This window comes from Gilliamella sp. HK2, from assembly GCF_001690265.1.
Classification (GTDB): Bacteria; Pseudomonadota; Gammaproteobacteria; order Enterobacterales; family Orbaceae; genus Gilliamella; species Gilliamella apicola_C.
This window is the reverse complement of the sequence record NZ_LZGV01000071.1, coordinates 1-11646: the sequence shown is the minus strand read 5'-3', so window position 1 is coordinate 11646 and position 11646 is coordinate 1. Positions and strand designations below refer to the sequence as shown.

15 protein-coding genes and 2 pseudogenes are annotated in these 11646 nt (G+C 36.3%); 11 read left to right on the top strand and 6 right to left on the bottom strand.

From position 1 onward, the window contains the following. A partial coding sequence (locus tag A9G45_RS06460; protein WP_141673607.1) for an integrase core domain-containing protein occupies positions 1–195 on the top strand: 195 nt, incomplete at its 5' end. On the opposite strand, the pseudogene A9G45_RS14725 reads toward A9G45_RS06460, so the two are convergent. Further along, positions 178–804, bottom strand: a pseudogene (locus A9G45_RS14725) (LysR family transcriptional regulator). The gene A9G45_RS06460 and the pseudogene A9G45_RS14725 overlap by 18 nt on opposite strands. A 127-nt stretch (positions 805–931) precedes the next feature. Between A9G45_RS14725 and A9G45_RS06450 the strand changes: the two are divergent. Beyond that, positions 932–1612, top strand: a complete 681-nt coding sequence (locus A9G45_RS06450) for an NADPH-dependent F420 reductase (protein WP_065567804.1) — start codon at positions 932–934, stop codon at positions 1610–1612. 235 nt (positions 1613–1847) lie between these two features. Here the strand turns inward: A9G45_RS06450 and A9G45_RS06445 are convergent, their stop codons facing one another. The 5 genes and pseudogenes from A9G45_RS06445 to A9G45_RS06425 form a co-directional block, all read right to left on the bottom strand. Further along, positions 1848–3209, bottom strand: coding sequence for an MFS transporter (locus A9G45_RS06445; protein ID WP_065567805.1), 1362 nt, complete (start codon positions 3207–3209; stop codon positions 1848–1850). Between the two features lie 53 nt (positions 3210–3262). After that, positions 3263–3931, bottom strand: coding sequence for an SDR family oxidoreductase (locus tag A9G45_RS06440; protein ID WP_065567806.1), 669 nt, complete (start codon positions 3929–3931; stop codon positions 3263–3265). Between the two features lie 36 nt (positions 3932–3967). Further along, a complete protein-coding gene (locus A9G45_RS06435) occupies positions 3968–4246 on the bottom strand; it encodes a hypothetical protein (protein WP_141673631.1) in 279 nt (92 codons plus the stop codon). A 95-nt stretch (positions 4247–4341) separates the two neighbouring features. After that, positions 4342–5025: a hypothetical protein gene (locus A9G45_RS06430; protein WP_065567808.1), complete on the bottom strand. Its 684-nt coding sequence runs from the start codon at positions 5023–5025 to the stop codon at positions 4342–4344. A 52-nt stretch (positions 5026–5077) separates the two neighbouring features. Further along, a pseudogene (locus A9G45_RS06425) lies at positions 5078–6051 on the bottom strand (IS3 family transposase). A gap of 85 nt (positions 6052–6136) precedes the next feature. On the opposite strand from A9G45_RS06425, the gene A9G45_RS06415 reads away from it, so the two are divergent. The 9 genes from A9G45_RS06415 to A9G45_RS06375 all read left to right on the top strand — a co-directional run bounded on the left by A9G45_RS06415 (position 6137) and on the right by A9G45_RS06375 (position 11559). Then, a complete protein-coding gene (locus tag A9G45_RS06415; RefSeq protein WP_065572382.1) occupies positions 6137–6418 on the top strand; it encodes a DUF3085 domain-containing protein in 282 nt (93 codons plus the stop codon). A gap of 148 nt (positions 6419–6566) precedes the next feature. Next, positions 6567–7001, top strand: a complete 435-nt coding sequence (locus A9G45_RS06410) for a hypothetical protein (RefSeq protein ID WP_065567811.1) — start codon at positions 6567–6569, stop codon at positions 6999–7001. 287 nt (positions 7002–7288) lie between these two features. Beyond that, positions 7289–7567 carry a type II toxin-antitoxin system Phd/YefM family antitoxin gene (locus A9G45_RS06405; protein ID WP_218057051.1) on the top strand — a complete coding sequence of 93 codons (279 nt, stop codon included), beginning with the start codon at positions 7289–7291 and terminating at the stop codon, positions 7565–7567. A 2-nt stretch (positions 7568–7569) separates the two neighbouring features. Continuing rightward, positions 7570–7902 carry a type II toxin-antitoxin system RelE/ParE family toxin gene (locus tag A9G45_RS06400; RefSeq protein ID WP_065567813.1) on the top strand — a complete coding sequence of 111 codons (333 nt, stop codon included), beginning with the start codon at positions 7570–7572 and terminating at the stop codon, positions 7900–7902. 146 nt (positions 7903–8048) lie between these two features. Continuing rightward, positions 8049–8456: a TIGR03757 family integrating conjugative element protein gene (locus tag A9G45_RS06395; RefSeq protein ID WP_065567814.1), complete on the top strand. Its 408-nt coding sequence runs from the start codon at positions 8049–8051 to the stop codon at positions 8454–8456. Next, positions 8446–9378 carry a TIGR03756 family integrating conjugative element protein gene (locus A9G45_RS06390; RefSeq protein ID WP_065567815.1) on the top strand — a complete coding sequence of 311 codons (933 nt, stop codon included), beginning with the start codon at positions 8446–8448 and terminating at the stop codon, positions 9376–9378. The genes A9G45_RS06395 and A9G45_RS06390 overlap by 11 nt, the downstream gene beginning before the upstream one ends. Before the next feature lie 79 nt (positions 9379–9457). Next, positions 9458–10774 carry an integrating conjugative element protein gene (locus tag A9G45_RS06385; protein ID WP_442903034.1) on the top strand — a complete coding sequence of 439 codons (1317 nt, stop codon included), beginning with the start codon at positions 9458–9460 and terminating at the stop codon, positions 10772–10774. 57 nt (positions 10775–10831) lie between these two features. Continuing rightward, a complete protein-coding gene (locus A9G45_RS06380; protein ID WP_141673630.1) occupies positions 10832–11116 on the top strand; it encodes a transposase in 285 nt (94 codons plus the stop codon). Beyond that, positions 11116–11559, top strand: coding sequence for an IS3 family transposase (locus A9G45_RS06375; protein WP_065572380.1), 444 nt, complete (start codon positions 11116–11118; stop codon positions 11557–11559). The genes A9G45_RS06380 and A9G45_RS06375 overlap by 1 nt, the downstream gene beginning before the upstream one ends. Positions 11560–11646: the final 87 nt, after the last annotated feature.

Sequence of the window (11646 nt, the reverse complement as noted above, 5' to 3'; positions counted from 1 at the left end):
TATCAAAATGGCTATATTGAACGATTTAATCGTACCTATCGTACTGAAGTACTCGATTTATATCTTTTTAACAACTTAGCGCAAGCAAGGAGAATAACTGAAGAATGGTTAACGATTTATAACACCGAAAGACCGCATGAGGCATTAAATAACATGACACCGATTGAGTATAAAACACTAAAACAAGCAGCATGATTTTCTACGTGAGTTGTGTACTAAGTTTGGGGTATTTACAATAAGACAACAATGGTTTTTTAAATCATCAGGAAAAGAAGGGATTCCTTTTTCTGCTAGATAAGATGGAGAGGCAGCAAAAGTAAGTTGATGAGGTCTAATTTTTCGTGCAATGAGTCCTGAGTTAGGCAGATTGCCGATCCGAAAAGTTATATCAAATGCTTCTTTTACTAAATCAACATAGCGGTCAGTTAAGTTAAGTTAAGTTAAGTTTAGTTCAATTCTAATGTGAGGATATTGTTTCATAAAACGACTTATAAATGGCATTAAATTAACGTTACCAAAACTCATCGGTGCACTAATCTTTAATAATCCATAAGGCTCTTCACTAAACTGTTGAGCTAAATTATTTGTTGCTTTTACTTCTGATAAAATGGTTAGACAACGTTCGTAATACTGTTTGCCGAAGTCAGTTAAACTTTGAGAGCGCGTGGTACGATTCAAAAGCTTTATACCTAATTCAGACTCTAAGAAAGAAATATATTTTGCCACCATTTGTGGTGATATCTTCAATGAGTATGATGCAGCAACAAATGAGCCCTTATCCACTGTCAAAACAAAGGCCTCCATACTTTTTAAAAGATCCATATTGACAACTCCTAGTTGTTAATTAATAAACTATATGATTATTTATTGTTTATTATTTTACTATTAAACTTCTACAAATCAATTCAACTAATAAATAAAGGACTTAAAGATGAAAAAAATAGGTATCATTGGTGCAGGTTCTATTGGCCAAGCTTGTGCACAGTTATTTACGAAAACAGGTTATGACGTTATGTTAAGTAATTCTCGGGGCAAGCAGACGCTTTATGATGTTGCTTATAGTATAGGATGCAAAGTAGGTAGCCAGCATGAAGCGATTGCTTTTGGTGAGGTGATATTAATTGCTATTCCCTTTATCAACTATACCTTGTTACCTGCTGATTTACTTAATAATAAAATTGTTTTTGACGCAATGAATTATTATCCTGATCGTGATGGTCATATTGAACAACTGGATCAATATCACATAACTACCACTGAAATGCTGGCTGATCATCTTACTCATTCACGTATCGTTAAAGTGTTTAATGCCATACTTGCAAAAGATATTGTTAAAGATGCTAAACCGAACGATCAGCAAAACAGACGAGCTATTCCTATTGCCAGTAATGATGATAAAGCAAAACAGATCGCTATCTCAATATTAAGTCATGTTGGTTTCGATTATGTTGATGCTGGGGCGCTAAGAGATAGCTGGAGGTTTGAGAGAGCCAAACCAGCATATTGTATACCGTTCAATACTAAAGGCTTGATACAAGCACTAGATAAAGCTACTCGTACAGAGGAGCTTCCTTATAATTCCTGGCATTCAGATGTTGAAAAACAAAATTAGTGGGTTGCTTGCTATAAAGTATGAGTCAAAAATAAGTAGCCTTAAATAATATTGATTTAGATCGGAATATTAAAATGCTAACAACTGCCAAATTAATATTCCTCAAATCTAAAAATTTCACGCTAACTCAAAACATATAATCAACTTATACTATTTGTTAGATCATTTATAATAATTAATTTAAAATTATTTATAGAAATTCATCCAACATTATTTATCAGTTTAATCTTATATCTCATTGCTGCTTCGGAATTAATATTGATAAAATAAAAGATATAATAATAGCAATAACTGTTAATAATATACATATAGTGATACCAGTATCAAAATCAAACTTTACACCAAGTAATGGTCCAAATACAGCTATACCAACTGCCCCGCCAATCTGACGAAATGTATTAAAAGCAGCTGATGCTGCGCCATGTAAATCAGATGATACAGTACTCAATGTTTGTGAAACCATTGTAGGAACCAACAATCCTGATGAAAATCCAATAGTTACTAGTGAGGTTAAAATTACCCATAAAGGGGAATGTATATAGTTAAGTAAAAGTACAGAGAGTAAAGATATAGCGAGAATAGTTTGTCCTAGTTTTAAAACAAATATTCTTCCTTTATGAGATGCAATTTTAGGTGCTGATAAATTTCCAACAGCAACAAAGGCTGTTAATGGTAAAAAACAAAAACCACTAATTAATACTTTCATATTAAGAGAGTACTGAAATTTAAAAGTAAGGGCAAATAATAATCCATAAAACATAAAGTTAAATAGGCTGCCTTGTATTATTGATATTATAAATACTTTATCTTTATATAATCTATGAGGAAGTAATGGTGAACTAACTCGATTTTCGATCCTAAAAAATGAGATACACCCTATAACCATCAGAATAAAAGAACTTAGTACTAATTTATCTGACCAACCTCTGCTTGGTGCTTCAATCAACCCAAAAACTAAACCTCCGATTGCAACGGTTGCAGCTAGCTGTCCCCAGAAATCAAATTTTTTTCCAATTGGCTTGTTTTCTTTCTGCTTTAACTTCAATAGTATGATTGATAGCATCACAAGGCAAACAATGACGTTAGCCCAAAAAATAGATGGCCAATTAAAATAATTAACAAGCAGCCCTCCTAAAAAAGGACCTACTGCAAGTCCGATTCCACCAGCCGCGGCCCAAAGACCAACAATTTTACCTCTATGATTATCATTATTAGTATTAGATATACCTAGTTTAAGGCTACTTGGTAATAAAAGGGCTGCACCAACTCCCTGAAATAATCGACTGATATTTAAAATTAAAATAGATGGGGCTATTGCACAAAAAATAGAAGTAAATAAAAAAAGAAATAACCCTATAGTAAATATTTTTTTGGGACCAAAATAATCTGTTAGGGCACCAGAACCCAGCATTATAGCAGCAAAAGAAAGTGCGTAAGCATTTATTACCCATTCTAGTTCTGCTCGTGTTGTATGTAATCCATTTTCTATTATAGGTAAGCCTAGGTTAACAATTGTATTATCTAGAAAAACAAGAAAAGAGCTGAGTAAAGATAAAATAATCGACCATCTATATAATGGATTTTGATTATTCAGCATATATAACTCCTAGAAGTAAAATATATTAATATCAAGTATGTAGTAGTAACTAATTAACAACCAAAACGAGCTCCGCCATCAACATAGATAGTTTCACCAGTTAAAAATTCACATTCGATAGCAAATCTTATTGCTTGAGCAATTTGTAAAGAGTTTCCCACTTTATTTATCAATGTACGTGATTTAGCTTTTTCCATAATAGTAGCTCGAATGTTAGGATTTATTTTATCCCACAAACCTGCATCAATTGTGCCGGGGGATATACAGTTTGCTCTTTTCGGAGCTTTTTCTACCGCGATTGCCCTTGTTAAACCTTCTATTCCTGCATTGATTGCTGATTGTAATGCTGATGCTGGCCCCGGTCTAGCTGATAAAAATCCGCTTATTAAGATAATTGACTTTTCCCATGGGATATCTCTAGCTACATAATATGATAAAAGAAGTTTTTGATTGATTGCCTTAATTATGTCCTCATCTTTTAAAGATTCTAATGAACCTATTGGCGTTTCAGCAGCAGTGACTACAATATGATCATAACTAGGATAATTTTTAAAATATTCTTTTAATTTATTACTATCAGTAGCATCTAAACTGCGATGTTTAATTTGGGGGTCTGCGTATTCCGTTCGAGAAAGTGTTTCTACGAGAAAGCTTTGTTTAAGATTCTGTGTTGCTGCTTTTCCAATCCCCGATAACCCGCCTACAACTAATATTCTTTCCATTCTATACCCCTTGTTATTACTAAATACAATCTTAGTTTAATTACTAATATGATGAGTACGCCCCATTAACCTTATTAATGTTGAGTACTTCAAATCATTGTTAATATGTCGAGATACGTTTTTTAACCCCTGTTGGCAACTCATCAAAATTTCTTGTAGTGCTTCTTCAGAACGATCATTAAATGTTGTGAATTCGCATCTAATAGTAGATGTGTTTTGTAAGCATCGAGTCTCATTATGTATAACGTTATATTCTTGAATTTTAATCAATCGGTATTTACAAAGCTTATTATCAAATGTCTTTAACTTTACCATTTGTTCATCAATTGAGTTGATGATTTTCTCTTTAATATCCCAGTTATTCTCACTAATGTATAAATTTATATAAGGCATATATGTTTATTCCTTTTTTATAGGATAAGTAAATTGTCAGTTAACTTTGTTGCAATTAACTTTGATAATATTAATATATCCTTTCTATTAAAGATTTTAACTGAGCATGATAGATTAACTGAGAGTCTCCCTCGAAAACGATCTAAATGCGCAACTATGCTATAGTTTGCATTTCGTCTGTCCACACACGTTGCGATATTATGAATAAAATCGTATTCAGATATTGACTTATATGAGCCACTATTTGTTACACAGGGACCAAGGCATGCATTTTGTGTTTCTTTAACTTTCTCTATTGATATATTCATTTTTTCAAAATCTAGAGATGGGTTTTTAGATTCTTCCTTAGCTATCTGATCATATTTTTGAGCAAGCGCAAGAAAACAAGTTGGAGCTTGATCGTGCGGCAAAAAAGCTACACCTATTTTGCAACCGTATGATTGATCCTCTAATGTTTTTCTTCGGCTATATGCTAGCCACCCAGCCTTACCTTTACGAAAGTCTTTTGATAAAATATCTGTTAATGTAGCTAAAACATAGCTACTGAATGAAATATTTAATTCTTTAATCTTTTTGCTAATCTCTGCCTGCTCCTTTTGAGATAGAATTATTTTCTGAAAATTGGTGTGTTGGAAAGTTGTATAGTTTGTAAAATTATTTATATTTTTATAAGATTCATTAGAGTTGGAAATATTACTCATAAGATCTCCAAGTGTAAATACCCCAAACTTAGTACACAACTCACGTAGAAAATCACGCTGCTTGTTTTAGTGTTTTATACTCAATCGGTGTCATGTTATTTAATGCCTCATGCGGTCTTTCGGTGTTATAAATCGTTAACCATTCTTCGGTTACCTTTCTTGCTTGTTCTAGATTATTAAATAGATATAAATCGAGTACTTCAGTACGACAGGTACGATTAAATCGTTCAATATAGCCATTTTGATATGGGCTACCGGGCTGGATATAATCAATGGTTATATCATGTGATTTAGTCCAATTTATAAAGGTTTTTCCTGTAAATTCTGGCCCATTATCGACCCGTATTTTTAATGGATACCCATGATATTCGGCCAGTTTATCTAAGTAACGGGTAATCCTTCCTGCGGGTAAGCTTACTGCAATATCAATACCTAACGCCTCACGATTAAAGTCATCGATGACATTGAATGTCCTAAAGCGACGTTGATTACGGCTACTGTCACTCATAAAATCCATTGACCAACATTCACCTTGTTTATTGGGGACTAATAACCTTTCCGGGCATCGTGGAGGAGTGCGTTTTTTACGCTTTACCCTGAGATTAAGCTTTAATTCACAATACACCCGATATATCCGTTTATGATTCCATTGATAGCCGAGCTTTCTGATACGATTAAAACACTTAGGAAAGCCCCAGCGTAAATGCCTATCTGTAATAGCATTCAACACCGAAACAATCACCGAGTCATCCTGCAACTTAGGTTGATAATAGTAAGCACAACGACTTAAACCAACAATGGCACAACTCATAGCAATAGTAACCAAATGATTTTGTTGTAGTTGCTGTGCCCACATTTTACGTGCCTTGGTGGGCACTAAAACTTTTTTATGATTTCTTCCTGAAGCTGTGATTTTAAGCTCAGTGTTGAATTATCCATGCCCTATTTACGGCACAACTCTTTAACAGGAATACCTGCCTCTGCTTCTTTTAAAATAGCTACGATTTGATGTTCAGTTTTTTTCATAATTGAATCCTCTTTTACTTTTATCATAGAGAATTTTCTACTTTTTAGCTGTACTATTTTAGGGGATAATTACAATTGCCGCATCATGTTAGTTAAAGACGGTGGAGTCTATTTGATGGTAAATACGCACAATAAAATGAGTATTGGTTATGCGAAAAATTGTAATCCTGATATTGATCCCGATTACTTTGATTACTCTAGTCGTCATCTTGGCGGTAGTGATTTTTTTGAATCTTTTGATCCCCATGACAAGATATTTGATTGGGTAATCAATTATCAATTAAATCTACAAATCAGTAGGAAAGGTAAAAAAATACTTTTATCCGCAGTACGTGGTGAATCCTATGAATTATCTGAATCAGCATGATAGAAAGAATGCTGACTTTTTAAATTGACTTATAAGCACAATAATTATTTGTTTTTTTTTGAATAAATGTATTTAACCCTATGGGGAAGTGACTTTTCCCTGTGAAAAACATTTCTCCTTTTTTAATTTACTGAAATGGAGAAATGGTATGTCAAAACCAACTAAAAAAACTGATGCTAAACACTTAAAGCACTATTATGGTATTGCAAAAATCTGTTTTTATATCATGGTCTTTAATATGGTCGTGCGCCTTGACCTTTGGGTTAGTATCGCAGGAATGATTGTTTTACTGCCGTATTTATTACAGAAGTTATTGTTAAAGAAATTGGATGCTGCTAAGTATCTAAATCTTTTTAATCACTATTTTAATGCGATTAAAAAAGTGCATCAAGAACCTAAGAGTATCCAAACGCAAGAAAATACCCATACACCTGCGCAGACGATTGAACCGACTCAATCAGAAACGAATGATTTTGTTGATTCTTCTTTTGAAGCCATTTGTCAAGATTGTCCGCAAAGTAATTTTATGTGGGATGTACCAGATTATCAATCAATACATCAGGAGGAACATGGTGAATATTAAAAAACATCTACTAGTGCTAGATGATGGCACGCAGTTACCCTTTCAAGCTATTAGACCTACTGCGAGTTATCTCACTGATAAAAAGGTTGTTAATCCCCTGAAGTCTAAATCACTCCATCATTGATGGTTAATTAATTGGGTTTTAATTCTGAAGAAAGCACCTGTTAGGGCTTTCTTCTATTTATCCCAAAAGAACTTCATAATTTGTAAAGTAAATATAACTAGGTGTTTTTTTAATACCTAATTAGGTATATAATTAAATCAGTTAAACTTCCAATAAGGAGTCTATGATGCAATTAAGTGGACAAGTTAAATCTATTACGTTTTTGAAAAATAATACAGGTGAAGTCATGAGCAAGTTAGCAGAGGATCGTCAACCCTTTGTTATTACACAAAACGGTGAAGCTAAAGCCGTTTTAATGGATGTTAATGATTATGACGAACAAATGCACAAAATTGCAATGTTGCAACGTTTGGTTGTTGCAGCTCAAGAAACGGAACAAGGGCAATATCGCCCAGTCGATGAAGTCTTTGCTGAAATTTTAGCAGAAGACAACGAGAGTTAACGATGACGGCTAATTATAGTGTAGTCATTGTTAAAAGTGCAGAGCGAGACATTAAGCATATTTATAATTACATCAAAAAAAATGACTGTATTGAAAATGCAAAATATGTGTTTAATCAACTTTTAAAAGCAATCAAAACACTTGAAATGTTTCCTCAACGGGGAGCTAATCTTGCAGAGTTTTATGGTACTCAGACAGTTAGCTATCGGGAAATTAGTTTTAAAGTCTATCGAATCATTTATCAAATTAATGAAAACAAAAAAACAGTTGTTATTCAGATGGTGATAGATGGTCGTCGAAATTTAAAACCAATACTAGAAGAACGTTGCAAGTAACGATCCATTTACATAATACTAATGCTCAAGCTGAGCATTAGTATTTTTGTAATCAAAATAAACAACTCTTATTTTCTATTAATCCTCGTTCATAAAGCCTAACTAGGTTTAAATCTCATGCATTGCAATTAATGTGAAGGCAATCCATGAAAATCAAATCCTTATTATTTATCGTCAGCATACTGGCGTGTAGCTTAACTGCACATGCTTCAGTGACTATTGTGACTGATAAACTACATCCACTACACAATATTCCTAATGATGCCGAAATTATTATGCTTGATGACAGCATCGAGCTTCATGCTACCTTATCCGACAATCTGCCCAATGACCCTGTACAGGCTGAGCAACTCGTCAAAGCACGGTTAACGGCGTTAGCAAACAGCTATCAACAAAACATGAAGCAAGCATTACAAGGTGCATTAGCGGCTTATCAGCTAGGTGTCATCAAAATTCCTACTGTGATTCAGGATAATCGCTATGTCGTTTATGGTGAATCAGATGTTTTAGCTGCGTTAGCGCTTATTAAGCAGCGAGGACAGGATGAACCGTAAACATTTCTCAATCACCGTATTAGTAGCCTTTTTTGCAACGTTCAGCGTCAATGCCAAAATTAATACAGTCGATATTTCCGTATCAACGCTGTCTCCAGATTGCCTCGAATACCGAATTGCCGGTATTTGTTATTGGCTTTTGTGTACACCATTAGGTTGCAAAATCAAAACATCGGTAAAAGTCAAACACTATGTCCCTGATGCTGTGGTCACAAGCTATGTCAGTAGGGGCGACAGCCCTTGGACCGAAACGGCTATTATGGGAACCCCTGTACCTGGTGCACAAAGTGGAAGTTATGCAACATCCAATCAAGCTAACGAAAATGCCATTGCTAAATTTAATAACGTTGATGTGATTGGTCATCCGAGTAGCAGCTTATTCAACCAGTTTGTGAGTAGTTACGGCTATAGCTGCCAAGGGGCAGGCCAATCCTTTATTCCTTATTTTATTTCAAACCTTGATACCGTGGCTTGGCGTTACAACGTGCCCGAAGTCGCCTATCCAGAATCGTTAATCCCAGGAACGCGAGAAATCGGTACACGTACTTCAGCAAATTTATGGGGCAATGTTTATCCGCGTGGCGGTTTTACGCATCAAGCCGATGATTACAAAGCAGCCGCAACCAATGCACAACGAGCAGGCGATATCGTCACGCGCCGTGGACAACCGCATGTTTACTTGCCACTCCTTGCCAACAAAAAAGACGGCTATTGGCCTGCTGGTGAATTAATTGAGAGCAAAGCGTCCACCGGAAAATGGCAGGCACTGACCCCCAAACCATCATCCAGTTGCCAAGTGTTTCCCGACAACCAAACCCTACATGAACAAGCTGACGATGGGGCTTATGCATGGACGTTATGGCGACCTTATAGCTGCTGTAAACGCCGTGGGCAAACTTTTTTATATAGCATTGATTTTTAATAAGGACCCAAACATGATTGATTTATATAAACGTACGTTGCTTATTAGTTTGTTAAGTCTGGTTGGATTTACTGTACCAATGACCAGTTATGCGATTCAAACCCAAATCGATGACACCAGTATTAATACGAGTGGTGCTGTCATTGATGATTATGTTTTTTACAACATCGGTGGTGGTCGCGCGGTATCTATGTCAAAGCACAACAACATGCAAAGTATCAAAATTGGTGCGGGTTGGAATAGTAACTTAATTTGTGGTGACATGAACTTGGAAACCACCCTACAAAACCAACTCAACGGCGTAACGAATGGCTTTCAGCAAATCATGGGTAACGTCATTAACAACGCGACCAGCGCTGTAGCCTCATTACCCGCCATGATATTACAACGGGCTGATCCCGCGCTATATAATCTGTTAACCAATGGGATCTTACAAGCTCGCTTAGATTATGACCGTTCAAAACTCACTTGTCGTGCGATGACCGAAAAAATGGCAGATATGGCCGGTGGTAGCTATGGTTGGGGGCAACTTGCTCAAGGGACTGCATTATCGAGTGCGGTGAGTCAAAACAAAGATGCGGTTGATGCGATTGATAAAACGGAAGCTGACAAAGGCAATAATGGCGTGCCGTGGGTGGGTGGCAGTAATGCCGGTGGCAAAGGGCAAAATCCAATAAAAGTCGTGTCTGATGTGACAAAATCAGGGTACAACTTACTTAATGGTCGTACAGTGACGGACAACAACAGCACCAATAAAAGCCAATGTGGTAATAATCTCGTCTGCCAAACTTGGTCATCTCCTGAAAAAGCGAGTAACTTTGCCGTGCGAATACTCGGTGAACAAGTGCATCAAACGTGCGAAGGATGCACGAAAACCCAAACCACCGCAGGCGTTGGATTAACACCACTCATTCAAGAAACCTACGAAGAAAAACTCAAAAATATTCAGGATTTAGTCTCTGGTAGTCAACGTATGACCTTTGAAAATCTGCAAAATGCGGGCAGACAATCGCTGCCCATTACCCGTGGTGTGATAGAAGCGCTTCGTGATGAGCCTGATTTAGACATGATGACAACTCGTCTTGCTTCTGAAGTCGCGTTATCGTCTGTCATGGAGCAAGCACTATTACTACAGCGTGTAATGATCACCGGTAGCAAAGAGCCGAATGTCGCAAGTAATGATTTAGCTCAGAGTGCTCTAGCACGAGAAAACAGCATACTAGAGCAAGAAATCAACAACCTTAATGCGGAGCTAGATTTACGACAAAAACTCGCTAATAACGCTGCCAAAACTATTTTAGACCGTCACCAAATTCGGAGTGAGAACTCTCGCACTATTTACCAAGGTGATCCAGATCGTAATCGCTTACAACAAATCCAAAAACCAAGCGAATAGAGGCTATTCTTGTAACTACCCCCTAAAATAGTACAGCAAAAAAGTAGAAAATTCTCTATGATAAAAGTAAAAGAGGATTCAATGATGAAAAAAATGACTGAACATCAAATCGTAGCTATTTTAAAAGAAGCTGAAGCGGGTATTCCCGTTAAAGAGCTGTGCCGTAAATATGGCATGGGTAATTCAACTTTTTATAAATGGCGAGAAAAATATGGCGGTATGGAAATTTCAGACATCAAACGTCTAAAAGAACTCGAAGCGGAAAACCGCAAGCTTAAGCAGATGTTTGCCGAACTGAGCTTAAAATCCCAGCTTCAGGAAGAAATCATAAAAAAGCTTTAGTGCCAACTGGGGCACGTAAAACGTGGGCACAGCAACTACAACAAAATCATTCGGTTACTATTGTTATGAGTTGTGCTATTGTTGGCTTAAGCCGTTGTGCTTACTATTATCAACCTAAGTTACAGGATGACTCGGTGATTGTTTCGGTGTTGAATGCTATCACAGATAGGCATTTACGCTGGGGCTTTCCTAAATGTTTTAATCGTATCAGAAAGCTCGGCTATCAATGGAATCATAAACGGATATATCGGGTGTATTGTGAATTAAAGCTTAATCTCAGGGTAAAGCGTAAAAAACGCATTCCTCCACGATGCCCGGAAAGGTTATTAGTCCCCAATAAACAAGGTGAATGTTGGTCAATGGATTTTATGAGTGACAGTAGCCGTAATCAACGTCGCTTTAGGACATTCAATGTCATCGATGACTTTAATCGTGAGGCGTAAGGATTACCCGTTACTTAGATAAACTGGCCGAATATCATGGGTATCCATTAAAAATACGGGTCGATAATGGGCCAGAATTTACAGGAA